Annotated in this window: 21 protein-coding genes; 12 read left to right on the forward strand and 9 right to left on the reverse strand. The window is 47.5% G+C overall.

Features of this window, described 5'->3' with window-relative positions:
* Window positions 1–58 precede the first annotated feature (58 nt).
* Window positions 59–1,177: a DNA polymerase IV gene (gene dinB / locus HGH90_RS09480; protein WP_168764231.1), complete on the forward strand. Its 1,119-nt coding sequence runs from the start codon at window positions 59–61 to the stop codon at window positions 1,175–1,177.
* A gap of 353 nt (window positions 1,178–1,530) precedes the next feature.
* On the opposite strand, the gene HGH90_RS09485 is transcribed toward dinB, so the two are convergent.
* The 5 genes from HGH90_RS09485 to HGH90_RS09505 form a co-directional block, all read right to left on the reverse strand.
* Window positions 1,531–1,941, reverse strand: coding sequence for a contact-dependent growth inhibition system immunity protein (locus tag HGH90_RS09485; RefSeq protein ID WP_145670946.1), 411 nt, complete (start codon window positions 1,939–1,941; stop codon window positions 1,531–1,533).
* A 335-nt stretch (window positions 1,942–2,276) separates the two neighbouring features.
* Window positions 2,277–2,585 carry a hypothetical protein gene (locus tag HGH90_RS09490; RefSeq protein ID WP_168764230.1) on the reverse strand — a complete coding sequence of 103 codons (309 nt, stop codon included), beginning with the start codon at window positions 2,583–2,585 and terminating at the stop codon, window positions 2,277–2,279.
* Between the two features lie 92 nt (window positions 2,586–2,677).
* Window positions 2,678–3,580 carry an NAD(P)/FAD-dependent oxidoreductase gene (locus HGH90_RS09495; protein ID WP_169190950.1) on the reverse strand — a complete coding sequence of 301 codons (903 nt, stop codon included), beginning with the start codon at window positions 3,578–3,580 and terminating at the stop codon, window positions 2,678–2,680.
* A gap of 54 nt (window positions 3,581–3,634) precedes the next feature.
* On the reverse strand, window positions 3,635–4,480 hold the full coding sequence (locus tag HGH90_RS09500) for an ankyrin repeat domain-containing protein (RefSeq protein WP_168764228.1): 846 nt from the start codon (window positions 4,478–4,480) through the stop codon (window positions 3,635–3,637).
* A 134-nt stretch (window positions 4,481–4,614) separates the two neighbouring features.
* Window positions 4,615–6,378: an ABC transporter ATP-binding protein gene (locus HGH90_RS09505; protein WP_168764227.1), complete on the reverse strand. Its 1,764-nt coding sequence runs from the start codon at window positions 6,376–6,378 to the stop codon at window positions 4,615–4,617.
* 121 nt (window positions 6,379–6,499) lie between these two features.
* Here HGH90_RS09505 and HGH90_RS09510 point away from each other — a divergent pair, with 121 nt between their 5' ends.
* Window positions 6,500–7,015 (forward strand): DUF4251 domain-containing protein, encoded by a 516-nt coding sequence (locus HGH90_RS09510; RefSeq protein ID WP_168764226.1) that lies wholly within the window; start codon window positions 6,500–6,502, stop codon window positions 7,013–7,015.
* Window positions 7,016–7,058: 43 nt separating this feature from the next.
* Here the strand turns inward: HGH90_RS09510 and HGH90_RS09515 are convergent, their stop codons facing one another.
* Window positions 7,059–7,535 carry a GNAT family N-acetyltransferase gene (locus HGH90_RS09515; protein ID WP_169190951.1) on the reverse strand — a complete coding sequence of 159 codons (477 nt, stop codon included), beginning with the start codon at window positions 7,533–7,535 and terminating at the stop codon, window positions 7,059–7,061.
* Between the two features lie 58 nt (window positions 7,536–7,593).
* Between HGH90_RS09515 and HGH90_RS09520 the strand changes: the two genes are divergently transcribed.
* The 8 genes from HGH90_RS09520 to HGH90_RS09555 all read left to right on the forward strand — a co-directional run bounded on the left by HGH90_RS09520 (window position 7,594) and on the right by HGH90_RS09555 (window position 18,458).
* Window positions 7,594–8,214 carry an HAD family hydrolase gene (locus HGH90_RS09520; protein ID WP_168764224.1) on the forward strand — a complete coding sequence of 207 codons (621 nt, stop codon included), beginning with the start codon at window positions 7,594–7,596 and terminating at the stop codon, window positions 8,212–8,214.
* Window positions 8,215–8,579: 365 nt separating this feature from the next.
* Entirely contained in the window at window positions 8,580–10,436 is a 1,857-nt protein-coding gene (locus HGH90_RS09525) for a DUF1080 domain-containing protein (RefSeq protein ID WP_169190952.1), read from the forward strand.
* A 21-nt stretch (window positions 10,437–10,457) separates the two neighbouring features.
* Entirely contained in the window at window positions 10,458–12,395 is a 1,938-nt protein-coding gene (locus tag HGH90_RS09530) for a hypothetical protein (protein ID WP_211092965.1), read from the forward strand.
* A 455-nt stretch (window positions 12,396–12,850) separates the two neighbouring features.
* Window positions 12,851–13,483, forward strand: a complete 633-nt coding sequence (locus HGH90_RS09535) for a TetR/AcrR family transcriptional regulator (protein WP_145670938.1) — start codon at window positions 12,851–12,853, stop codon at window positions 13,481–13,483.
* Window positions 13,473–14,831, forward strand: a complete 1,359-nt coding sequence (locus HGH90_RS09540; RefSeq protein ID WP_168764222.1) for a TolC family protein — start codon at window positions 13,473–13,475, stop codon at window positions 14,829–14,831. Before HGH90_RS09535 ends, HGH90_RS09540 begins: the two co-directional genes overlap by 11 nt.
* A gap of 70 nt (window positions 14,832–14,901) precedes the next feature.
* Complete coding sequence (locus HGH90_RS09545; RefSeq protein ID WP_169190953.1) at window positions 14,902–15,990, forward strand: HlyD family secretion protein; 1,089 nt, start codon at window positions 14,902–14,904, stop codon at window positions 15,988–15,990.
* Between the two features lie 169 nt (window positions 15,991–16,159).
* The gene (locus HGH90_RS09550; protein ID WP_168764220.1) at window positions 16,160–17,737 is read left to right on the forward strand and encodes a DHA2 family efflux MFS transporter permease subunit; all 1,578 of its coding nucleotides are present in this window, start codon (window positions 16,160–16,162) and stop codon (window positions 17,735–17,737) included.
* Window positions 17,738–17,888: 151 nt separating this feature from the next.
* A complete protein-coding gene (locus HGH90_RS09555) occupies window positions 17,889–18,458 on the forward strand; it encodes a hypothetical protein (RefSeq protein ID WP_168764219.1) in 570 nt (189 codons plus the stop codon).
* Between the two features lie 2 nt (window positions 18,459–18,460).
* On the opposite strand, the gene HGH90_RS09560 is transcribed toward HGH90_RS09555, so the two are convergent.
* Both HGH90_RS09560 and HGH90_RS09565 read right to left on the reverse strand, forming a co-directional pair.
* A complete protein-coding gene (locus HGH90_RS09560) occupies window positions 18,461–18,916 on the reverse strand; it encodes a DUF962 domain-containing protein (RefSeq protein ID WP_168764218.1) in 456 nt (151 codons plus the stop codon).
* 74 nt (window positions 18,917–18,990) lie between these two features.
* Window positions 18,991–24,756 (reverse strand): alpha-2-macroglobulin family protein, encoded by a 5,766-nt coding sequence (locus HGH90_RS09565; RefSeq protein ID WP_169190954.1) that lies wholly within the window; start codon window positions 24,754–24,756, stop codon window positions 18,991–18,993.
* A 165-nt stretch (window positions 24,757–24,921) separates the two neighbouring features.
* On the opposite strand from HGH90_RS09565, the gene HGH90_RS09570 reads away from it, so the two are divergent.
* Window positions 24,922–25,809 carry an NAD(P)-dependent oxidoreductase gene (locus HGH90_RS09570; RefSeq protein WP_168764216.1) on the forward strand — a complete coding sequence of 296 codons (888 nt, stop codon included), beginning with the start codon at window positions 24,922–24,924 and terminating at the stop codon, window positions 25,807–25,809.
* Here the strand turns inward: HGH90_RS09570 and HGH90_RS09575 are convergent.
* The gene (locus HGH90_RS09575; protein ID WP_168764215.1) at window positions 25,806–26,198 is read right to left on the reverse strand and encodes a winged helix-turn-helix transcriptional regulator; all 393 of its coding nucleotides are present in this window, start codon (window positions 26,196–26,198) and stop codon (window positions 25,806–25,808) included. The genes HGH90_RS09570 and HGH90_RS09575 overlap by 4 nt on opposite strands.
* A gap of 136 nt (window positions 26,199–26,334) precedes the next feature.
* Between HGH90_RS09575 and HGH90_RS09580 the strand changes: the two genes are divergently transcribed.
* Window positions 26,335–26,724, forward strand: a complete 390-nt coding sequence (locus tag HGH90_RS09580) for a DoxX family membrane protein (RefSeq protein WP_168764214.1) — start codon at window positions 26,335–26,337, stop codon at window positions 26,722–26,724.
* Window positions 26,725–26,827 lie beyond the last annotated feature (103 nt).

Genomic DNA, 26,827 nt, shown 5'->3' on the forward strand with positions numbered 1-26,827 from the left:
GAATAATTTTAGCGAAGACTTACTTTCGTATCTTTACGAGGCTTCCTGAGAGATAGTAATGGAGAACAGTTCAAACAGCATACAACGAAAAATTATTCATATTGATATGGATGCGTTTTACGCATCTGTAGAGCAGCGTGATAACCCGCTTTACAGAGGTAAGGCTATTGCTGTAGGTGGTTCGCCGGAGGGCAGGGGAGGTGTAGTAGCTACCGCCAGTTATGAAGCCCGGAAGTTTGGAGTTCGTTCTGCGATGCCGTCAAAAAGAGCGGCGCAGTTGTGCCCCGGCCTGATATTTATTCGTCCCCGTTTTGATGCATACAAAGAAGCCTCCCGCCATATCCGCGAAATATTTGCGCGGTATACTGATCTGATAGAACCGTTGTCGCTTGATGAGGCCTATCTGGATGTGACCAATGATAAACAACAGATCGGGTCTGCTATTGAAATTGCCAAACTGATAAAACAGGCTATCCGGGATGAATTGCAGCTGACCGCTTCCGCAGGGATATCCGTCAATAAATTTGTCGCCAAAATCGCATCGGATTTGAATAAACCTGATGGACTAACTTTTATTGGCCCTTCTTCCATAGCTGCTTTTATGGAGCAGCTACCCGTAGAGAAATTCCATGGGGTAGGGAAAGTAACGGCCGATAAAATGAAGAAAATGGGACTTTTTACCGGGGCTGATCTCAAGAAATTATCAGAGCAGGAGCTGAAAACACATTTCGGGAAGGTAGGCAGCTTTTACTATCGTATTGTACGTGGTATCGATGAACGGGAGGTACAGCCACACCGGGAAACCAAGTCGCTCGGTGCAGAAGACACTTTTCCGTACGATCTTACTACCGTGACTGATATGGAAGCCGAGCTTACCAAAATCGGCAAAATTGTATGCGACCGTTTACAGCGATACGGTCTGAAAGGGCGTACGATTACCCTGAAGATTAAGTATGCTGATTTTAAGCAGATTACCCGTAACCAATCCTTTCCTTTCCCAGTGGGCGATTTCGAAACGATTGTAGATACCGCAAAGCAATTGCTGGCGGCTACTTATCCTGAGGATAAGCCTATTAGGCTGTTGGGTATCACATTATCCAACTTCCATGAGGTATTATCCGGCCAGGAAAAGCCCAATCAATCGGCGCAATTGTCGCTTTTTGATTTTGAGGAATAATAGCATGCAGCCATTGTTACCACCATGACCTGATGGCGGTGTGGCCATGCCCGTAATGACATGCAGATTTCCTGTCCACGGGGATTCCCTGGACTCCAAAAAAGGATATTGGCTCAATGCGATTGTCAGTGATCAGCTGCATTGGATGCATGTGTCTGACTTGAAGGCGTGGAGCAATGAAGCAGCTTGCCTGTGCGGCATTAACGATATACCACAAAATTTCCTGCCCTATGTAAGATGATGGCCAGGAGTCTACGTGGAGCTACGTTAATCAATAAGCTGAAAGAAGTACTATAGGTTTTTCCGGGTGGCTGAAAGGTAAAGCCATTGCCTTTGGGCCAGCCTTATTGTTATCAGGCTTCGGCTTTCGCTTTACGCCAGTACTCGGGTAAATCGAGTTCCGTTTCTATTTCTTCACTTCTGCGCTGCATCATGTCGATGAGGTTTTTGTGAAGATCGGGATGTTCTTCCCAAAACGTGGCTGGTACATCCAGTACATTCTTTAACAGATCCCCGGGGTACATGCCGGCAGTTACTAAAACGTCGTTCTGTAATATCTCTAATGCCAGGGGTACCAGGTAAGTAGGATTAAATGATTGTCCGATTAACAGCCTTAATTCGCTGGCTGATAATTTTACTACTGGTACTTTTACTAAGGCAAGACATTTTTGAATGAGTCCCGAATCTGCTTCTGTAGCTGTTCCCCAACTTCTATTCTCCAACTGCTCCAAAGATTTATATCTCCAGATATCTTTCTTATTCATAAAAAATGTGTCTCTCTTTTCGTGCTAATAAAATAATAACTTATGAAAGTGATTTCAACGCGCAAATGTTCTTTGGATGGTGATCATCTGTAAGATTCCTGCGGAGTAATGCAGGTCTTGCGGTAGCCGGTCGGCGCCGGCGGTTATAAGAAACCAGGATCAACAGGTATAAATATAGGGAATATTGTTGATGCAGAAATAAAAAATTTCCACCTTTAACATTTTGTGTGAGAGCAGAAAGCATAAAGCGGAAAGCAAAAAGCTATTGCAGCGGACGATTTTAGCGAACAATAGTCGCCCTGATAATCCATTACAATAGCTTTTTGCTTTATGCTTTATGCTCGCTGATATTTCGGCAGCACCAGCAGCTTTACAATACTATGTGCTACTGCCGACAGTACCAGCGCGATAACAATGAGGAGGGAGGCTTTACCGGGTGTATCGAATACATCGATGACACCGGATACAGACTTACCTGCAAATAAAATGGCGATCAGGCAGGCAATGCCGCCGGTAATCCATAGTGTGATATGCGACCACAGGTATTTCTGTTTCTGAAACCCACTTTTCCCAAAGGAAGTAAACAGCAGGTACACATGTGCTACGAAAAACAGGGCGGCTAAGATAGCAAGGGTTGTGAGCATTCAAGGTTATTTTAGGTGATGGTATAAGAGTATTTCGTCTAATATATCAAAACCTTTTCAGATATACAAACCCCTGGTAAATATCTTTCCATTTAAACAGCGGTGGCCATCATCAGTTCCTTGTTAATCATGGCGCCGGCCAGGGAACCTGCACCCACAGCGGCAGATACGCTCCTGAACATGGTAGTGGCATCGCCGGCGGCAAATATGCCGGCTACGGTAGTAGCCTGGAAAGCATTGACTACAATGTGGCCGGTTTCCGACAGCTGGCATCCCATGGCCTCGGGAATAGGGCAGTGTTGCTGATAGGCTGGCCGGGCATACAGCGCCTGCAGGGCCTGGATGCTGTCATCTTCAAAAAGCAGGTGCTGAATATGGCCCTGCGCTGCCACGATGGCTTTCACTGGTTTATCGTTAATGGCTATACGCAGTGCCTGTAACTGGGCCACATGATCAGCCGGTATGGTGATGGGGCCGTTGGTAAATATTGTGAGGTTGCCGGTCCAATGGCGGATCAGGCGGCCGAACTCTGAGGCCTGCTCGCCATTGACGAGTATGCCGGTGGGTTTGTCTTTCACTTCATAGCCATGGCAGTAAGGGCAGTGCAGTACAGAAATACCCCAGCATTCAGCAAACCCTTTTATATCGGGCATTTCGTCTTTTACCCCGCTGGCAAATAATAGTTTCCTGGCCTGGAAATGTTCCCCATCTGCGGTATGGATCGTAAACGTATCGCCCGTTTGTTCGCCGCGGATTGCCAGCCCGGTTTTAAACTGTATGGTAGGATACTGCGCTACCTGCGCTTTGCCAATGGCGGCAATGGTGGCCGGCGCTACACCATCCTGTGTCAGGAAGTTGTGCGAGTGCGGTGTTTGCCGATTGCAGGGCGCCCCGCTGTCGATGACCAGCACCTGCCTGAGAGAACGGCCCAGTGCCATAGCTGCTGCGAGGCCGGCATAGCTGCCTCCTATAATGATTACGTCGTAAGTATGCATGGTGCTAATTATCTTGTTCCCTGCAAAAATAAGTATTTGCAACAATGTTGCAAATTAATTTACAGGCTGATAGTCATCCGTACCCGAGCGGATATGGGAGATATGCTCTGCAATCAGGTGCAGGCGGTAATAATATTTCTCAAAGATATCATCGTACATGCGATGCCGGTTTTCCAGGAAAGCATTGAGGGCCTCGTAAATAAATTCCTCGAAAGTATGGTGCTCACTCACTTTGATCACACATTCAAACACCGGTTCCATACTCGTGGAAAATTTGGGTTTTACCTGTATATCTGCTATACAGGTGATCATGTCTTTATAAAGATGAGGAGCCTTGGCAAACGGGACATAATGTATGGCGGTAAGCCCATCTTCATCATATACATACTTATCTACTTCTTCTCCCAGGAGAAATTGTATCACCTCCCGGTTATTGTTGTGCCGTACAGCCAGCAGCAAAGGAGTATCCAGGCTGGCCAGCACAAAGTTGAAATGGATATTGTGTTCAATCAGGATCATTAACATGTCCGTGATAGCGGCCAGCCGGTGATGTTTGAAGATATAAGCGATGGCAAAGAGGTAATCGGGGTTGTCGATCACCAGGCGCGCCCCTTTTTTAATGGCATACAATACCGCCATAGGTTTGTTGGCGCCTACGGCGCAGAATATTATGGGAATGACACCTTCTTTTTTATAATGAATATCTGCACCGCCTTCTTCTATCAGGAGTTCCGCCGCTTCAAAAAATATTTCCTGGTTTTCCAGCAAATCACAGAGCAGTTCAGAACGTTCATCCCTCGTAAGCGAGGAAAGATTATAGCCAATACCGGTGATGATATCGTCCGGCTCCTGGCTGATCTTCACTTTACGCCGCAAATCATTCAGCGAAATTGGTTGCATAGGCTTTCATAGTATAATAGCTCCTGGGAGAGAACGTTGCATAGGATGAAAGCACAGTGGCATCGGTATGCGCCAAAGATAATAAAAAATAATAATACGGTGTGGCGGTCAACAGGCGCCCGACAGCGCCTGTGTTATGATTTGTTTTCCTGGTGCTTCCATAACTCCTGGAATATCGGGCTTTGCTGACGCAGCGTGTTGAAAGTACCCTCCGCTGCAATACGACCGCGACGCAGCACGTAAATATAATCGAACTGGGGAAGCAGGTGCAGGCGATGCATGGCGGAAATGATGGCTTTATCCTGAAAGGCCTGGAACATCTTCTCATAAATCATTGCCTCTGTTTTTGGATCTACACTGCTGGTAGGTTCGTCCAGCAGGATCACCTGGCTGTCGCGCGCCGCCAGTATACCCCGCGCCAGTGCCAGCCGCTGCTTTTGTCCACCTGATAAGTTCACGCCTTTTTCCCGGATATCTGAGGCCAGTCCCTGAGGCAGCATGTCCACTACGTCCATAAAATGAGCGCTGTTGCAAACTGCCAGCACCTCGGCTTCGGAAAAGGGAAGTCCCAGCGTAACGTTATATTCAATCGTGTTCTCAAAGATTTCAGGCTCCTGCGGAAACAGGGTTACACTTTCATTCAGGGAGCCTAATGGAAACGCGGTTCCATCGACGTGCAGCATGGTGCTTTGCTCTGGCTCATATAATCCACGTAAAATAGCCAACAGCGTGCTTTTACCGCTGCCGCTTTCCCCAATGAGGGCAATTCTATGTCCTTTTTCTATATGAAGATGCAGCTCATGCAGGCTTTGCGGAGCATGTGCTTCATCATAGGCAGCCAGGTGCGAAAAGCTCAATCCCTCCAGGGTAATGGTCTGCCAGCTCACCGGCAGCTCCGGGGCCGTGTCTGCCCGGTGCTGCAACGTATAGGCATCGCTGATATTACGCGCCGTTTCCACAGCGGTATTGTATTGCACAATATCGGTGTATTGCCAGGCCACGTCCTGGAATACGCTGGTAAACTGGTTTACATAGCCCAGCAGCATTACCAGTCCCGCTACCTGGAACACCTGTCCCGGTACCCAGTGCTGGAAACAGTAACCGATAGCAATTACGCAATAGATCAGCGTAATCATCATTTCTGCTACAAACCATTTCCATTCATTGATCACGGTATTTTTCTTAAACGGAGGCCATATACGCTGCACCTTGGCCAGCAGCCCATTTTCCATGCTTTTTTCCAGCCTCAGGGTAATCACGGTCATGATATTGGAAAGGCTGTCGAACAGCGTAGCCGATACCAGGTGTTCCTGTTCATTGACTTCGTTCAGCGTTTTAATAAAGGGGCGGTCGAACCGCAGCACCAGCCATATACAGGTAACGCCGAGCGCAATGCCAATGGCGCCATACAGGGGAGAAAAGTACAGCATGGCCATCATCGAAAACAGGAGCTTACAGAGCGCATGCACGTACATAAATCCTCTCTCGAAAAATTCTTTCAGCGCTTCATAAGCTTTGCGAATGCGGTTAATCACCGATCCGCTATGATTATCCTGGTGCCATTTTACCGGCAAATGAAGCGCCTGGTGGTATCTTTCCTGCAGGAAGTTGCGGCTCAGGTTAAACGCTACCTGTCTTTCCATAATCCTGGCAGGGCCGTGGAAGCACCATTCCAGGAATTTGATCCCGAAGTAGCCGCCGGCAAACAGCAGTACATACCGGGGCAAGTGAGGAGAGTCTTGCTGCACCTTGCCTACGAACCAGCCAAACAGCACAGGATTCAACGAAAAAATGACGTTGGCCATGAAGAACAACACGTAAATGAACAGGTATTGCTTACGTTCCCGGCGGGCATATTTCCAGGCGGTTTTCAGTAGAGAAATATAAGGGTTAGGCATATTTCCGGATTTAATCATCAGCCCCTAAAAATACAATATACCCCGGGAAACGCTGAACAAAAATATCAGCCCGCTGTTATGGTACGATATTAGCGCTTTCAGTACATTAAAATCAAAATATATGAAAAGGTATCTTTTGTTTACCGCAACGATATTCCTTACCCTTGCTATGTTACAGCCTGCCAGGGCACAGGAAACCAAAGCACAGAAAAAAGCAGCAAAGACAGCACAGGTAAAATCCTGGATGGACGCCCAAAATTATGTGTTCGTGGCGCAAACAGCGCTCCCGATGAATGGCAGGTCCAGGAACATTACGCCGGACTATAACCTGGTGGTAACCACCGATTCTGTGGTCAGCTACCTCCCGTTTTTTGGCCGTGCGTATACAGCCGATTACGGTGCTACCAAATCGCCGCTGGACTTCAAAACGAAATCGTTTGAATATAAGATTACACCGGGCAAAAAAGATGGCTGGAATGTGACTATCAAACCGAAGGACAATAAATCGGTGCAAGCCATGAACTTAACCGTATCCAGCGAAGGATATGCTTCCCTGCAGGTAACCAGCTACGACAGAACGCCGATGAACTTTAACGGCTATATAACAGAAATGAAAGTTAAAAAAGATAAAAAGTAAATTGCAAAAACAGGCTATCTCGATACAGGAGATAGCCTGTTTTTTATTGCCCCTGTTCCAGTGATTTTATCATCTTGTAGTTAATCAAAGATACTTCTCCCAAATTAACCTGCTGGTTTTCCACTACTTTAAAGCCCATCTTCTCAAAAAACGGGCGCGCGGTAATACTTACATAGGATGTGAGGGAAAGCAAACCCAGTTCCCTGGCCTTTTCAAATATCTGCTGAATGAGTAGTCTGGCAATCCCCTGACCCTGGAAATCCTTATGCACAAACATCATATCCAGTTCCCCGTCGGCTTCTACAGAGGCAAAGCCGGTAATGGTATCTTCCGGAGTCACTGCTACATAGAAGTATTGCTCCTTGATTTTATTTTCCAGGGAAGCAATCCTTTCTCCAGTAGCCGCCCAGGCCCTGACTTGCTCCGGGTTATAATGCCGGCTGTTGATATGCGTAATAGTTCCTTGGTACAAGCTTTTCAGCTGACCGGTATCCTGCAGGGTGGCCTTACGTATTTGCATGTTGCACTTTTATTGCAAGGATAACCTTATTTTTAGTGCAGCATAAATTTTTATTGAGATGGATAAGATTACCCCGATTACGACCCTTTTCCTGGATATAGGTGGCGTATTGCTCACGAACGGATGGGACAGGGCCGCCCGTAAGCTGGCTGTACAAACGTTTGGACTGGATGCCTTGGAAACGGAAGAGCGGCATCACCTTACTTTTGATACCTATGAAGAAGGGAAACTTACGTTAGATGAATACCTGAACCGGGTTGTTTTTTATGAAGACCGCAGCTTTACCCGTAAACAGTTTCGCGATTTTATGTATGCGCAGTCTGCGCCTTACCCGGATATGCTGGAAATGGTGACCGCCCTGAAAGCTAAGTACCAGCTGAAGATTGCCATCGTAAATAATGAAGGAAGGGAGCTGAATGAACACCGTATTCATCATTTTGATATCAACCGGTTCGTTGATTTTTATATCTCTTCCTGTTTTGTACACCTGCGTAAACCGGATGCCGATATCTATAAGATAGCGTTAGACATTGCCCAGGTAAGGCCGGCGGAAGTCGTGTACCTGGAAGACCGGTCCATGTTTGTGGATGTAGCCAATGGGCTGGGTATTAATGGCATTTGCCACCGGGATTATGACAGCACCCGGTTACAGCTGGAAGCTTTTGGATTAAAATTATAGGAATTACTTATTAGAATGAAGCGGAGGGAAGTAGCCTGTTTACTTCCCTTTTTCTTTTTAAAATATTTTAAGAATTAGCTGCCAGCTTACTTTTCGTGACGGGGTAGTTTGTTCGTAACTCCTTTTTTACCGCTGGTGTAATTTTTTGACCCCTGCTACTACTTTTTTACAATTAATTTCTATTTTGGCGCCTCGTTCTAGGTTTAGCGGTGTTCCACGTTATTAGTTTAGCAAACAAATAGTTGAAATTTAAATTTTCATTAAAAACAATTTTGGGAATTACCTGAATAAAAAAACTAAAGCTATAGCAAGCGAGCTAAATGCATTTAGCAAACAATGTAAACTCTTTAAAAAAATCCAGATCTATGCTTAGATGGAACAAGTTCCGTCCAAAGTTGAAACAGTTACGTGTGTACGACCGGAGAACTTTGGTATTGATGTTAAGTATTGGCAGCTGTCAGCAGTTGATGGCCCAGAACAAACTGCCATTAACTGATTTATCTGCTTTTCAGCAACCAGCGGCCAATTGGCGTATAGCCGGTGGCGTTAAAGCAGACCTGCAGCAACAGAATGTATTGCAAACAACGGAAGGAACCGGTATCCTGGTGAACCTGCCTGCGAAAAACACGCACGGACAGGATCTTTTCAGCAGCTGGCAACATGGCGATCTCGATCTGGAGCTCGACTACCTGATGTCGAAAGGTTCGAACTCCGGCATTTATTTACAAGGCAGGTATGAGATTCAGCTGCTCGACAGCTGGGGCACCGCTGCTCCGCGGGCTTCCGACAACGGAGGTATTTATGAACGCTGGAACGACAACCAGCCTGCCGGTCAGCAAGGATATGATGGACATGCTCCCCGTCAGAATGTAAGCCGCGCGCCAGGTTTGTGGCAGCATATGAAAATATCTTTCCAGGCGCCCCGCTTCGACGCTGCCGGCAATAAAATTGCCGACGCCGTGATCCTGAAGCTGGTGCTGAATGGCGTTACCATTCATGAAAACGTAGTACTGTCGGGCCCCACCCGCGGTGCGGTACAAAATAATGAAGTAGCAGCAGGCCCGCTCCGCATCCAGGGCGATCATGGCACCGTGGCCTTCAGAAATATTGTAGTCAATAACTATAACTCGCCCCGCCCCGAGCTGCAGGACGTGAAATACAGTGTATATAAAGGCCGCTTCGACAAAGAACCGGATTTTAGTACGCTGAAACCAGCTACTACCGGTACTTCCGCACAACTGACCTCTAACATCAACGGTTTGCCTGATAATGAATTTGTAGTACGATATACCGCTACCCTGGTGGTGAAAAAAGCGGGAGATTATGGATTTAATCTCCATACTTCCGGTGGTCCGGGTGCACTGAAAATAGATAACAAACCAGTGATCACTCCCCGCGGTTGGGATGGTCGCGGAGATGTGAACCTGGAACCGGGCAACCACGCGGTGGAAGTGCTGTATGGCAAAACTACCGACTGGGCTAAAGCTTCCCTGACATTAGCGGTGAAAGAAGCAGGCATCCGTGAATTTGTGATCAGCGATGCCAACGTACCGGCGGATGATGTTACTGATCCAATCCTGGTAACGGCCAACGAAAACACCGTGTTGCGCAGCTTTATGGATATCCCGGGTAAACGCGTGGTACACGCGGTTTCTGTAGGAAGCCCTGCTAAAGTGCATTACACCTATGATATGGACAATGGCCAGCCTATACAGGTGTGGCGCGGCGAATTCCTCAACACCACCCCGATGTGGCACGACCGTGGCGACGGTTCTTCCCGCCCTATGGGTACAGTACAGGTGCTCACCCCACAGGTGGCATTAGCCATTGAGAAGCTGTCGGGTAAAGACGCGGCATGGACGAATGATACCACTGGTACGGGTTATCGTCCTTCCGGCTATACACTCGACGAAACAGGTAAGCCTACTTTCCAATACCAGGTGTATGGTACCGCAGTAACAGATGATATCAGCGTATTGCCGGAAAACCAGGGTATTCACCGTACTGTAACAGTAGCACAACCTGCGGCTGAGCTGTATCTGCGTATAGCCGTGGCAGATAGCATAGAACAGGTAGCCCCTGGTATGTATTTGATCGGCGACAAATCTTATTATGTGAAGATGGACGATACCAAAGCGAATGCCATCATCCGCAACCAGAATGGCCGTGCAGAACTGATTGTGCCAGTACAGGCTAAAACAGGTTATGCGGTTATCTTCTAAGCAGCAATACTAATGACTATTATGAAACTGAATTATAAAAGAATTACAGCAGGAATTGCCGCCGGCATGTTGTTGATGACGACTGCTATCACCGGGGTACAGGCACAGGAGTCGCCCAAGGAAGAAGACTTTTTCCGCATTGCACGTATCAGCTCCCCGGAAGGTACCCTGCTAGAAGTAGGTGGCTTATGTACCCTGCCTAATGGCGACCTGGGCGTGGCTACCCGCCGCGGCGATATTTTCATCGTGGAAAACCCTACCAGCAAGCAACCTTATTTCAGGAAAGTGGCCTCGGGGCTGCATGAAGTATTGGGACTGGCTTACAAGAACGGTTCCCTGTACTGCGCACAACGCGGCGAACTGACCAAAATGACCGATACCAACATGGACGGTAAAATAGATAAGTTCGAAACCGTTTATGCATGGCCGTTATCCGGTCATTACCACGAGTACAGTTTTGGCCCGGTACTGGGACCTGATGGATCTTTCTTCGTATCCGGCAACGTTGCCTTTGGTGACGAAGAGTGGTGGCGTGGTGAAAGCCGTGTACCCTGGAGAGGCTGGATGATGCATATCACCGAAGACGGTAAAATGGAACCATGGGCAACCGGTTTCCGCTCTCCCTGCGGTTTAGGTACTATTGATGGCGAACTGTTTTACACCGACAACCAGGGTGACTGGATGGGCTCCGGCGGACTTACCCACGTGAAGAAAGGTAGCTTCGTAGGACACCCGGCTGGCTTGCGCTGGACAGGCTTACCCAATTCACCGGTAAAACTCACTACTGAAGCGCTGTATGCCAAGGTAGATCCCCGTTTCCGCAAAGATGCCAATGGACGTGCCATCAAACCGGAAAACGTAGAAAACGAAAAGTTCGTGACGCTGTTTGATATGAAGAAATATTTCCCTGAAGTACAGTTGCCAGCCGTATGGCTACCACACGGTGTATTAGGGATTTCCAACTCACAGCTCACCACCATTCCTGAAGGCGTATTTGGTCCTTTTGCCAAACAAGTGCTGATCGGCGACCAGGGTCAGAGTAAGATTATGCGCGTGTACCTGGAAAAAGTGAATGGTGAATACCAGGGTGCTGCCTGGGATTTCAGAAGCGGTTTCCAATCCGGCGTGCTGCGCCTGGCCTGGGGTAAAGACGGTTCCCTCTTCGTAGGCGAAACCAACCGTGGATGGGGTTCTGCCGGCGATGCCAATCAAGGCCTTCAACGCCTGGTGTGGAATAACCGCGTACCATTTGAAATGAGAACGGTGAGCGCTCAGCCCGATGGTTTTGAAATCACCTTTACACAGCCCATCGATAAAAAATATGCAGAAGATATTGCTTCATACAATGTAGAAAGCTTTATCTATAAGTATCACCCGGTGTATGGAAGTCCTACTGTTAACACAGAAAAACTGACAGTTAAAGGAGTACAGGTATCGCCCGATGGTATGAAAGTGCGCCTGGTGATAGATGGTCTGCGTCAGTACTACATCCACAAACTGACCCTCAATGGTATCCGTGCGCAGGAGAATGCCTATTCCCTCGTACATCCGGATGTATACTACACGCTGAATAATATTCCTGAGGGTGCGAAGCTGCCGGTATCTGCGCTGAGTACCAAAAACTCCGCTGTTAAGTCGGCTGCTGTCAAAGCCGCAGAAGCCAAGGCGGTTGCGAAGGAAGCGGCTCCTGCTGCGACAAAAGCGCTGACCTATGAGCAGATCAAGCCTTTATTGAATAAATACACCTGCTCTTCCTGCCACAATCCTGATAAAAAACAGGTAGGTCCGGGTTTCCGGGATGTAGCAAAGAGGAATTACTCAGTTGCCAAAATCCTCGCGCTGATTAAAAATCCTAAGCCGGAAAACTGGCCCGGCTATGCTACCCCAATGCCTCCTTTACCGCAGGTGCCACAAGCCGATGCGACGAAGATTGCGATGTGGATTAATTCACTGAAGTAAGTATAAGCCGAAAGCATAAAGCTATTGAAGCGGATCATCTTTGCGACATTTAAAATCGCATTGGTGATCCGCTTCAATAGCTTTATGCTTTTTGCTTTTATGCAGGGCAGAGCTTTTACAGAGGTCGCACCGCCTTTTTTTTATTTTAACCCATTCTGTCCATTTCGTGGACTTCCAGTTGTTATACGCCGGTAGTTTGTGCTCATTTTAAGATTTCCTTAACGGGAAAACCGGGCCTTGTGCAGGTTGACTGGCTGGGAATCCGGGCGCTTTTTTTGTCATCCTGGATTACCTTCTTGTTAACAAAAATTAAAAAGTGCTTAATTTATTTTCACTATATATTGATTATTAATACAATATAAATATAATTAAATAAAATTTAAACATTCGATTAAATAAACGCTTGTTTAAATTAAACGTTTGTTTAACTTTGCTTTGTCAAATCAAAAAGGAACATGGAAGAGTATAGTGAAAAACAGCTCGCGATTTTAAAGGTTGCAGAGCGGCTATTTGCCGACCAGGGCTTTCATGGCACATCGGTAAGAGACATAGCACAGGAGGCGGACGTGAATATTGCCATGATCTCCTATTATTTCGGATCGAAGGACAAGCTGCTGGAAACTATTTTCAGATATAGAATGGAGGCTTCCCGTAAGTTCATCAATGAATTGTTGGAGAACAATACACTGGAGCCGCTGGAGAAGATCAACAGCCTGATCGACCGGTTTATCAATAAGATGTTGGGAGAGCAATACTTCCAGTGTATTATGAGCCGCGAGCAGCTGAACAGCCAGGCAAGCCCGGTAAGGGACCTGATCTGGGAACTGAAAGGAGAGATGCTCGGGTTAATGCAGCCCATCGTAACCCAGGCACAGGAGGCAGGCATCTTTTATAAAGATGTAGATGTGGAAATGTTGATGACTACATTATTCGGGACTATTCACCAGGTAATACCTGCTCAACATATATTAAAGAAAAGTGCCCCGGCTACGGTGACGAATGACGATGAATTCCGGGAATATGTCAAAACCAGGGTAAGTACCCATTTAAAAAAATTGTTTAAAGCAATCCTAACACATGAATTCTAAAAGCATATACACACGATTATATGCGCTTGCATCGGGAATCCTGCTGACTTTTTTTTACCAGACAGCATCCGCACAACAGAGCATAAAACCGCTTTCGTTAAATGAAGCCATATCGCTGAGTATACAAAACAGCAAACAATTGAAAGTGAGCCAGGCCAGAGTTGCTGAAGCCACTGCCTCACTGAAAACAGCCAATGAACGCCAATTACCGGATGTTAGTGTCTCCGGTTCTTATCTCCGCCTTACCCAACCCAATATAGATCTGAAGCTGAATACGGGAAGCGGCAACGGCGGCAGCAGCGGATCCAGCCCTAAAGTAAATTCTGCCGCCTACGGTATGGCCAATGTGTCCATCCCCATTTTTGCAGGCGGTATCATACAGAGTGGTAAAGAATCTGCCCGGTACCTGGAACAGGCAGCCAAACTGGACGTTGATAAAGACAGGGAAGAGATCATTCAAAATACTATTGCTGCCTACAGCAACCTGTATAAAGCTAAAGCAGCCGTGACGCTGGTAGAAGAGAATATTAAAACTTCGGACCAAAGAGTGAGAGAGTTTTCCAACAAAGAACAGAATGGATTATTGGCACGCAACGACCTGTTAAAAGCAGAGTTGCAACAGTCTAACTACCAGCTGGCATTGATGGACGCACAGAATAATCTCAAAATTGCCAATCTCAACATGAATATTATGCTGGGATTACCAGACAACACTTTGTTGCAGGTAGACAGCACCGTATTTAAGGTAGATAATAACGTAGACGGACGCGGAGAGGCAGAGTTTGAGCAGCTGGCTTATCAGAACCGTAAAGATGCCCAGGCTTTGGGAGCGCGTGAGAAAGCAGCTAATGCTGGTGTGAAAGGTGCAAAAGGAGAATATTTTCCTTCCCTGGCGGTTACCGGTGGTTATGTTGCAGCTTATATCCCTAACGTGGTTACCATCACCAACGCAATTACCGGTGGGGTAGGGCTGAAATATAACTTGTCTTCCCTCTGGAAAACAGGTTCCAAGGTAGCCGGTGCGAAAGCGCAACTGGCAGAGGTACAGGCCAATCAAGCCAAACTCATAGATGGTATTCATATGGACGTTTACCAGTCTTACGAAAACTATCTCCTGAGCCATAAGAAAATGGACACTTATATTAAGGCGATTGAACAGTCGGAAGAAAATTACCGGATTACGAAGAATAAGCACGATAACAACCTGGCTACTACAACAGACTTGTTGGATGCCGATGTGGCAAACTTACAGTCGCACCTCAACTACGCTTATGCGAAGGCAGATGCACTCGTAGCTTACAACAAACTGTTACAGGCAGCGGGCATACTGGAATCCAACAACAAATAATACGCACAAACCAAAAAATATCAAAGCCGTGGAAACGCAAACACAAACAAAACCTACTAACAATATAAATATGCAGGAAACAACCGCGCCTAAAAAGAGAAGCAAAGGGTTCATCATAGTGCTGGCTGCGCTGGTAATTGGTGGTGGTGCTTTTGGTATCACCAAATATATTCACGCCTTACACCATGAGGAAACCGATAATGCGCAGATCGATGCGAATGTGAGCCCAGTAATACCCCGTGTATCCGGTTATGTGAAAGAAGTAAGGGTGAAAGATAACCAGCTGGTGAAGAAAGGAGATACCCTTGTTATCCTGGATGACCGCGACCTGGCCATCAAAGTACAACAGGCGGAAAACGCATTATATACTGCACAGGCTAACCTGGGAGCTGCTGAAGCTACCACCGCCGCTGCACAGGCAAATATCAGTACTGCTGAAGCACAGATAGGTACGATCGACGCACAGATAGCCGCAGCTAAAGTAAATCTCTGGAGAGCCAGCCAGGATTTCGAACGCTACAGCAACCTGATTAAAGATCACTCTATCACGCAACAGGAGTTTGAACAGGCTTCTGCTGCCAAACAAACTGCTGAACGTCAGCTGGATGTATTGGCTAAACAAAAAGCAGCTGCCGCCCGTCAAACAAATGTAGTGTCTTCCCAGAGCGGCGCTACTTCCAAACAAATCAACATCGCCAGCGCTGGTATCAAACAACGCGAAACCGACGTAGCTGATGCTAAACTGAATCTCTCTTACACCGTGATCACTGCTCCGGAAGATGGTGTGCTGTCAAAAATATTTGTACAACCAGGTCAGTTCGTGACTGCCGGTCAGTCTTTATTCAGCGTGGTATTGAGCACTACTCCATGGGTAGTGGCTAACTTCAAGGAAACACAGCTGGACAAGATGAAGCTGGGTCAGAAAGTAACAGTACATATCGATGCTTATCCTGAAAAGGCGCTGGAAGCTAAAGTAACTTCCTTCTCGCCGGCCACCGGTTCTAAATTTGCGCTGCTGCCTCCGGATAACGCTTCTGGTAACTTCGTAAAAGTGGTACAACGCTTACCGGTAAAAATTGAGTTCGACAACCCTAACGATGAACTGGTTAAACAGTTACGCCCGGGTATGAACGTACTGGTAGACGTGCACCTTAACTAATCATATACATGAATAGCAACTTATCCGGAGTTAATAATTAATGGAAACCATGCAAAGACTAATGACAGGCAAATACCAACAGCAAAGACCAATTCAACAGACAGGTACTTATCGTCATTAATTATTAACTCCGGGCAACGTTGTCCTCATTCAAAATATAAACTGCTGCATGCAACAAGAATCATTGATAGAATACGGTTCGCGCAGGGTGATCATTACGATCACCGCTATTTTCTGCGCTTTGCTGGAGATAGTGGACACCACTATCGTAAATGTGGCGTTGAATGACATGCGTGGTAATATGGGTGCTACGCTGAGTGAAATCGGATGGGTGATCACCGCCTATGCCATCGGTAACGTAATCATTGTACCGATGACCAGTTGGTTATCCCAGCAGTTCGGTCGTCGTAACTATTTTGCGGCGTCAATTATCATATTCACCGTTTCCTCCTTCCTTTGCGGTAATTCCACTACCATGGTGGAACTGATCTTATTCCGTTTCATACAGGGGCTTGGAGGAGGTGCGTTGCTGGTAACCTCTCAAACAATTATCACGGAAAGTTATCCGCCCGAAAAGCGCGGTATTGCCCAGGCCATCTATGGTTTAGGGGTAATTATCGGCCCTACTTTGGGTCCCCCGCTCGGTGGTTACATCACAGATAACTACTCCTGGCCATACATTTTTTACATTAACATTCCCATTGGCGTTATTGCTACCCTGCTCACCCTGCAGTTCGTACGCAGCCCCAAATACGGTAATAAAAAGTCCATCAGCGAAATCGACTTCCTGGGTATCGGCCTTTTGGCCATCATGGTAGGTTCCCTGCAGTTTGTGCTGGAACGCGGACAGGAAGACGACTGGTTTAATGATCCTACCATCACCCTGTTGACCGTGATCAGTGCATCGGCCCTCTTCTTTTTTATCTGGAGAGAGCTTACCACACCCAATCCCATCGTGGAGTTGCGGGTATTGAAAGACGGTAATCTGCGGGCCGGTACGATATTATCGTTTATCATGGGCTTCGGGTTATATGGATCTACCTTTATTATCCCGCTGTATACACAGGGATCTTTGGGATGGACCGCTACCCAGTCGGGTATGCTCATGATCCCGGCAGCATTGACCACGGCCTTTATGATGCCGTTGATCGGTAAGCTGCTAGAGAAGGGAGTGCCGCAACAATACCTGGTAGCTTCCGGTATGTTCCTGTTCTTTGGCTTCTGTTTCTGGGGATATAAAATTATCACCCCTGCAGATACCGGGTCGGATGCGTTCTTCTGGATGCTGATTGTTCGCGGTGTGGGTATGGGATTGCTCTTCATTCCTATTACTACCTTGTCCCTCTCCGGCCTCAAAGGCCAGCAGATTGGTCAGGGTGCGGCCTTCACCGGTATGATGCGTCAGCTGGGAGGTTCATTCGGGGTGGCATTGATCACTACCTTTATGGCCCGCCAGAATATGCTGCACCGCAACGACCTGGTAGCCAAGCTGGATACCAACAACCCCGATGTCATAAACCGGGTAAATGGCCTGGCACACAGCTTCGCCGCCAAAGGTATGGATGCAGACAAAGCCCTCGGCAGCGGTTATAAATTGCTGGATTACAGCGTCACCAAACAGGCAGCAATATTATCCTACATGGATGTATTCCTGTACCTGGGGCTGATGTTCCTGATCTGCGTACCATTTGTACTGATGGTAAAAGCTAAGAAAGCAGCTAAACTGGATCCGTCAGCCATGCACTAACGGAACAGTTTTCGACATAAAAATATTGTTGCAATAACAGTGTAACAGTTGTAGGTTTAGGTAAATAAGCCCCGATTTTAATCGGGGCTTTTGTTTTATGAGATAGTTTTTATGGAGATAATTTTTTAATTTCCATATAAACCCCGGCGCTATGGAAACATTTGGACATATCAGGATGGTGATGGGCTTCATTCTTAGTTTAAGTATTGCCCATCTCTTAAAAGGGACTGTTAAGTTTGTACAACATCCAGGCCGTGAAAAACCTTACTGGATACACCTTGCCTGGGTGTTCTATATCTTTATCCTGCTGGTGCATTTCTGGTGGTGGGAAATTCCTTTACATGTCATCAAAAGGTGGACCTTCCCGGAATACATTTTTTTTGTATTCTTTATTGTCAACTTCTTCGTTTTGTGCGCCCTATTATACCCCGACGATCTGAAAGACTATAACGGCTACCAGGATTACTTCTTTTCCCGGCGGAAGTGGTTCTTTGGTGTACTGGCATTTTCCTTTGTGGCCGATGTGATAGACACCTTGTTGAAAGGCCCGGAATACCTGCAACATCTGGGCGTAGAATATCCTATTCGTAATATCCTGCACCTGGCACTCTGTTTATTGGCTATACGGATTACCAGCCGCACTTTTCATGGCGTACTGGTCATCGCATTTATCGTGTACGAGATGTCGTATATATTACGGCTATACCTCGCCGCAGGATAAGCTTACAGCGGTATACCCGCTCTTTTATATATAAAGCTCAGCAACCAGGCCGGACCTATCAGGAGGAATTGGAGGTCCTTGAAAAACGATGGCTTGGCGCCTTCTATTTTATGGCCTATAAACTGGCCAATCCAGGCCAACACAAAAATAACCAGCGCCACCTGCCAGGTCAGCCCGGTGGCAGCTATCATGCGCCACAACCACAGGCATATAATACCAATCAACAGCATCCCGGCAGCCAATGAAGCAGAAAGCCGCAGGTAGTAAAGAATGACCGCCAGCAAGGCAATATGCGCCAATGTCAGGTACATAAAAGAAACGCCGGGAACCGGCACCGCATACAGGAAGCCAACAATACTGAAGAAGATAGCAGGTACGCAGATCCAGTGAATCAGTTTGTTGGTTGGGTTACGGTGACTGGTACCGTAGTCATCCAGCCATTGGTGGATTGTTTTCATCGTGGAACGGTTTAATTGGTGTTGGTGTTGCTATTAATATACATTAAATAAACCATTTGCGGGAGGAAAGGGGGCTACTTTTTTGCTCCAGCGATATTGATCTGCGTCAGGCCTGTTCTGCCAAAGAATATGGGGAAATACATCATTTCCGCTTTGGCGGGGTTCAGGTGATAGCGACCGGTATAGCGGGGCATCAGCGCCACCTGGAAGGTATACCTGCCCTTGCTAAGCTGGTTACAGAAGATGCTCACCTTGTCTTTGAAATGTTCACGGTGTACCTCGTTGTTTGTCCAGCTGCCTTTTTTTTCCTCATAAGAACAACCGGCAGGAATAGGTATTTCCACCATAATATAATCGGCATTTGCCTTTACGTCTACTTCTACGGTGAGTTGTACACTTTTGCCGGCAGTGAGTTGCGCTACATTTTTACCTTCCTGGATGAATTTGCTGTTAACGCTGAACTGGTGACTGGCCGGTAATGGCGCCGGATTCCAGTGTTGCTGCCAGGCGCTGAAGTAAACGGTGGCGCCTCCACCTTTGCTTACCTGTAATGACTGGCTACCTGGCAACGTATGGTTGTACGGAAATTGAGTAACTGCTTGCCCGTTTATTTGTAACGTAGCCGGGTGTTGTTCTCCTGCCTCTAATACATCCGGCATAATGGTAGCGAGGATGCTGGCCGACTCGTATGTATTGCGCCAGTTACCACCGTGCCTTTTTTCGAGGAACCAGTTGCGGATGCTGTGCAGCAGCGGTTCCTGTCCGCCTGCAGCCTTTAATATTTTATAGGCCAGCAGGGTAATTTGTACGCTATTGTTAAAGAACTGGTAGTTTTCCTCGCCCCAATAACTGTTGCCCATCATAGTCGTTTGCCGGCGGGCCAGGAGTGAGTCTGTTTTAACAGTCATGCCCATACGTTGTTTAAGGTATAGCAGGCGATACTGGTCGTACAGGTTGTTTTTCGGCGCTTTCAATGTATCCAGGTAATCGGGGAAGTTCAATTTCGCGCCCAGCATATGTAAAGTTTCGAGCAGGGTGATTTTATCTGTGTACGCCGCACTGTTGAGAAGGAATACCTGGTAGTTAATCAGAGAGGTCTTATCCAGGTTAACGGAAAATCCTTGCCGTTCTGCCATTAGAAAGGCTTGTATCACATGTTGGGAAATCCAGTATTCCGTTGTTCCTTTATGCCACCATCCCCAGTTACCATCCTTATTTCTATTTCCCTGCAGGTCTGAGATTAGCTGCCGGATTTTCCGGTCTTTATCAAATGGTTGCCTCAGCAATTGGCGGCCTTGCTTTTCCAGGAGCAGGCCAGTGAGTTTGGATGCCATCTGTTCATTGCAGAGGTATTCGTAGCGTTCCAGGTAGTCTGTTTCCTCCAGTAATACCGGCAGGAGGGAGGTATTGGCATAAACGTGGATAACGCCCGTATCACGTGCAGCAAAGGTAAACGTGGTGTCGGCCGGAAGTGCGGCAAAGAAGCCGTTTGTTTCTTTCACGCCGGCTGGCATTACCGGGATAGCCCGGTACTCGCCATCGAAATAGTCGCCGCTGGTATGAATGCTATATTGAAAGGATGCGCTGTCACTCATTGGTACAGTGATCGGGAATGTATCGATATAACTGTTTTGCACCCCGATGTTATCTTGCTCCAGGAGGCGGTGATTGGCATAAAACGCACGACTTACCGTACTGCTATCTCTCCCGTAATTCAATATTTTACCGATAATGCGGATACTATCGCCTGCGATAGCAAATGTTGGGAGAGAGAGAGTAGCGCTCAGTGGTTTGAACGCCTTTATCTGTGCCTCTGTGCTGCCCGTTTGCCGCTGGTCTGTATATGCCAGGGCGTAGGCTTTCCAGCTGGTAATATCGTCCGGGAAGGTAATCTTAAAGCTGGCTTCCCCTCTTTCGTTGGTACGTAACCGGGGTTGCCAGAAGGCATCGTCCCGGAAGTGGGTACGGATAGAATTGCCAGCAGGTAATCCCTCCTCATTATTTAACGCGGCCAATGCACCTGCTTTACTGCTGGTAATGATAATCACGCCATTCGCTGCCCTGGCGCCGTAAAGCGCGGTAGCGGCTGCATCTTTCAATACTGTCATGTTTTTGATCTGATCGGGCAGCAGGCTTTTCAAATCGCCGGCATAAGGAATGCCGTCTATAAGGATCAGTGGCGGAAGATTACGGGTACTGTCGCCTCTTATATTAGTATTGTACGCGAAGAAGTGTTGCGATTCTTCTCTGCCATTGGAGATGGAGGCGGTAAGATTACTTTTCTTTACAGTACCATAACCCACCACTACTACCGATTCCAGCAGGTGTTGTTCCCTGGCCTCCATTCCCACATCAAAATAATCCTGGTTTTTCAGGGATACTTCCTCGCTGTTGTAACCGATTAAGCTGAAAATGAGTATCCCTTTTTCGGTGGCCGGTAACCGGAAGAACCCTTTCGAGTCAGTAACGGCGCCGGTGTTGGTGCCTTTCAGTTTCACCGTTACACCTGTGAGGGGAGTATGCAGTTTTTTGTCTGTAACCACGCCATAAACAGTCCTGGTAAAGCTTTTACTGGTAAGATATTCTTGATTAAATGCAGTATTAAAGTCTACTTTTTGTTCAACAGGAGTAGGCTGGTTGGAAGGCCAGTCGAGGATCGCCTGGTGCAATGCCCTGCTCACACTGTCGTTGAATACTATTTTATGTCCCAGTAACCTGTAATATGTGTTCCCGCCTTCTCTTACTTCCAGGCTATCCGCCACATAGTAGCGGTTGCTGTAATGCAGTACCAGCAGGCGGTAGTAACCTGGATCCAACCCCGTGAAACGCCTGGAACTTTTAGGGTAAATGGCTACAAAAGAAGGGTTATCATAGCGATAAAGAAAAAGCTGCCTGATTTCTTTCTCTGGTAAACAGGTGTCGGGAGTTATTTGGAGGTCATATCCGTTGCCTTGGTCACCGGAGCCAGGGTAAATATGATGGTCGATGGAAGTCTTCCCCTGCTCATTTTCCCAGTTGGTGTCGATCGCCTGTGTGGTGAATACCTCGTCGTAAAATGGTGGCTGAAGCCATTCTTTTACATAAAAGAATGGGCGGTGGCGTTGGTCGGGTATTTCTTTTTCCTTGACTAACCCTTTCCGGATGCTGAAGGCGTAACCTGGTTCGGACTGAAAGGTTTGGGAGAAGTTGCCTTTTACAACATATTCGGCCTCAGATGCGTGCAGCGGCCCTGCCAACACGACTTGCCCCCTATAGTAATTGCCTCTGAACCAGTAGATATTATTGCCCTGGCGAATGTACGTATACTTGGCAGGTCCGTTTAGTTCAAATGGAACCAGGTATCGCCTCCAGATAACTTGTTCTGCAGAGGTGAGGGCAGTCGGCATTTTTTCTGTTTTTATCCGGGTGTTGGGTTCGTCTACCGGAATACTGACAAAGGTTTTCATCCCACCAACTGCCTCAATGCTGTCTACGATGATACGTTTATCCCGGATACGGAGTTCCAGCCTGTGTTTACCCGGACTTACCGCAAAGCTGTAAGCACTGCTCTGGCCGGCCTGATCGAAGTATACCGGTTGTTCGTCGATAGTCACCATTGCAGGCGCCTGGATGGTATTGTTTTCACGGATAAAGGGCGCCAGTTGCGTAATCCCCGACGCTACCGGGGCGGTGTTGTAGTAAATGCCGGTTGCGTAGAGGAAACGATAGTAAGTGATGCTATCCAACGCCATATCATTTTTCCATCTTTCCCAGTTGATCAGCCGGGTAGTCAATACCCGATAGCTGTTGTTGAGGCGCTGCTGGCTGTACTTTCTCCGCAGGTTGTATTCCCTGCCCAGGTAAGGAACTGCCGGTACCTGGTAACCGCTGAATTTGCTGGTAATAGCGTAAGCGGTCACGTCAGCTCCTTTCACCGGGCGTCCCTCTATGTCTGTTACGGTAACGCCTATACGGGAAGTCTGACCTGGATAAATGGCTAATGGGCTGTTAATGCTTACCTGTAATTGCTTGTCGGCATAGGGTACGTAAAAGTTCTCGCGTTGCACCTGGTCATTCAGAATATATTGAATACTCACGGAGTAATACCGTGGAGTAATACTGGCGGCCTTCCACAGCAGCTGCTGATTGTAGCCCTTGTCTACCAGTTTGTTGTCGGCGAAGATGCTGTACCAGAAAGATAACTTCGATGGGTTATTGACGGAGATAAATACAGAATCATGGGTACGGAAATTATTTGCCGTGATCCTGGCTTCATCGCGGGCAATACTGTATTGCCTGCTGACGCCGCCGGCAGTGACCAGGTAACTGGCTGCAAAGGGCTGGACAGGGACGTTGGTTGGGAGCATCAGTGATAACCTGCCTATGGTATCCCCTGAACCATTGACTAAGCGAAGGACAGCCGGCATTGTTTTTACCTTCCCTGCGCGGTTAAACGAAATGGATATACTATCGGCCGTTTTTGAAAAACTGATGTCATCGGGCTCGTAAGTATAATCTATATAATTACTGCTACGCTGTGATTCATTGTTACTGTTAAGGAATTGAGATGCGATAGTATAAGAAAAGGTAGCAGCCGGAAAGATGCTGTCAGGAAGGGTTACCTTGGTTTCGCCGGTCATGTCCAGCGCGGTTTCATGTGTCCAGAGCGTTTTAGGAATGAACACAAACGGTGCATGATATTGGCGGACTGTATTTGGGGTAACGGTAATAGTTACCCGGCCATCCATAACGGGGAGGCCATTTTCATCGGTGGCCTTTAGGTAGAGCGACAGGGGCATGCCGCGGGTATGTTCCTCGTGATCGGTTCGGGTGCTGAAGTGGATGCTTTTCAGGTCGTATTCTTCATATTCGAAAGTGCCGCGTATCAGCACCGTTCTTTTGGCAGCATAGGCTTCATCGTCCAGGTCTGTTTCATTGTTGTCGAGCGCATATTTCCGACTGGCCAGTGTTTCCAGGGTGATGAGGTATCTGTCATCCAGGTCGAGATCGAGGCTGTCGTTCAGTACAAATTCGTAGTCATACCCACCGGCCCGGTAAGGATGGATCACGGTGAGGATGGTATCCAGGGTGGTTCGGCAGGAGAGCCGGAGCAGTAAGGGCGTATTTACTAGCCGTCCATCTTTCCGGGTAATAAAAGCTTTGAGACGTACTGTATCATTTGGCTTGTATTTGGGTTTGCTGAATGCCATGAAACCTTTATAATGTGTTTCTGAGGGCGTGGTCACGTAGAAGTCGGCGTCTTCCGGGCGGGTGCGGTAGGTGCGCTGATTGTGATGTGGCAGGAGCCTTTTCCACCAGGATGTTTTACGGGGCTGCCGGTTATTGGCTAGTTGAAACAGGTTCAGCACCTGATTGTAGCGCACGGTTACCGTACCGGTGCTGCGGAATCTGGGCAGACGGTAGGTATGAGTAGTTTCATCCCAGGGAATGTGATGGCCACCGACCTGCACCTCTGCATTGGATATAATGGCGCCCTGGTTGTCGTGCAGTAATATAGCGAGATCGTGATCGTTGGATACCAGCTTGAAACGGAGGTTATGTACCTGCTGAAAGGCATATGCCAGGTCATTTTTATTAGCGCTTACCACCAGGTAGTTGCCCGGAGGTATGGTAGCTGGAAATGGGTTGTCCTGCGGATAGGACGTTTGCAGGGTATGTAAATATTTTTCCTGTGCCCAGGTACGTTTTTTATGCCGCCATTGAAATATTTCCCTGGCTTCCTGGTCGCTTAACTGATATACGTATGCATGTGTACTGCGGGTAGTGCTCCGGGTCAATGGCTGTTGGGCATGCAATAGCAAGGAATACAAACAGCATAACAGAAAAAGGCTTCTTTTCAAGGCATCAGGATTATACCCGGAATTTAGTGAAAAAAAGGGGATGTGGCCACTGGTCAAGATAAGAACAGGTATGTTTTGTTGCCAAGAAAGTATTGGACAAATGTGTTTTCCATAAGTTCGCCCGAAACACTAGATTTGAGCAGTAAACTTTTTAATTGGATTTATATGGAAACCATTGGATTTATAGGAACTGGTAATTTAGGCTACCCCATTGCAGAAAACCTGGTGAAAGCAGGATACAAAGTGAAAATTTATAATCGTACCCGCGAAAAGGCATTGCCACTGGAGCAGCTGGGCGCGGTGCTGGTAGATACAGCGGCAGCTGCAGCGGAGAAAGGAGGCGTGGTATTGAGCCTGGTAGCAGATGATGCGGCGTTGGAAGCGATATCTACAGACGCCTTGCTGGAAGCACTGGGCCCCGGGGGCATTCACGTGTCAATGAGTACGGTGTCGCCCGATACTTCTACCGCGTTGTCCTTACGTCACCAGGCGCAGGGCGTACAATTTGTCACAGCGCCTGTTTTTGCCCGTCCGGATGCGGCGGCAGCCAAAGTAGGTAATGCTGTGATTTCAGGTCCGGCAGCAGCAAAGGAGCGGATAAAACCGCTGTTGCTGGCAGGATTTGCTAAAAATATTTTTGATTTGGGAGAAGATGCAGGTAGTGCCAATGTGTTGAAGCTGATTGGCAACTTTATGATTGCCGCCTCTATTGAGCTAATGGCGGAAGCGTTTGCACTGGCAGAAAAAAATAAGGTGGATGCGAAGGTGGCTTATGAAATGCTGACCACTACCTTATTTGCCAGCCCCGTATTTCGTAATTATGGTGCCATGATAATTGACCGGAAATTCACCGGTAGTCCTTCGTTCGGCGCCGCCCTGGGTTTGAAAGATATGGACCTGGTTTTGCAAACGGCGCGACGCTCATATACGCCGATGCCAATGGCGCAGTTGGTGCAGTCGAGGCTCACCACCATAATGGCAAAAGATGTGCATGATGCAGACTGGACGTCGTTGGCCATGGGAGCGCTGGACGATGCCGGCCTGACATATTAACCTTTATCCACCATAACCTGCGTTTCTGTCTTGTGGGTTGTGGTGGCCTTTTTATGCGCTACGCCCCAGTCAGACATATGTTGTAACAGTGCTTCCATACTCCATCCCAGCGGGGTTAGCTCATACTCCACGCGGGGAGGCACTTCCGGATATATAATCCGTTTTACCAGGTCGTCATTTTCCAGCTCTCGTAGCTGTAGTACGAGCACCCGTTCTGAAATACCGGATATTGATTTCTTTAGTTCATTATAACGCATTTTGCCGTCGAGCAACCGCCAGAGTATGGTGGGCTTCCACCGTCCGCCGATGAGCGAAAGGGTATAGGCCGTGCCACAATCGCCCCGTAACTGCCTTCCATTGATAGCATTGGAAGAGTTTTCTTTTCGCATACAATCATTTTTCTTTCCATTGGTAAAGATACGGAAAGCCCTGCTATAGTATAGGAAACCACTATCCTTCGGGTAAGTCTCTTTCCCGGCAACCAGAATACCGCTAGGTTTGTTGTATTATTAAAATTTATTTACTATGAAAATAGTTCCGTTGCTGGGCCGCATACTGTTTGCCCTCATTTTTGTTATGTCCGGGCTTAACCATGTAATGGGAGCCGGCGCCGATTATGCGGCGGCGGCCGGGGTGCCTGCTGCCCGCATTATGGTGCCTTTTGCTGGTTTGCTCGCTTTATTGGGGGGACTCAGCATACTGCTGGGCTACAAGGTAAAATATGGCGCCTGGCTGGTCGTTATTTTCCTGGTGCCGGTAAGTATTGCCTTACATAACTTCTGGTCTGTTACCGATCCGATGCAAAAGCAAATGCAGATGGCTATGTTTATGAAAAATATGGCGATACTGGGCGGCGCCTTGTTGCTGGCTTATTTCGGACCAGGACCTTATAGCCTGGATAAGCAGAAAGTGTAAAGCAGAAAGCAAAAAGCAAAAAGCTATTGTGGAGGATAACCGTTGCGAATATTTGAAAATCGTATAGGCTATTCGCTACAATAGCTTTTTGCTTTCTGCTTTA

This window comes from Chitinophaga sp. Ak27 (genome assembly GCF_012726295.1).
In the GTDB taxonomy this organism is placed as follows: Bacteria; Bacteroidota; Bacteroidia; order Chitinophagales; family Chitinophagaceae; genus Chitinophaga.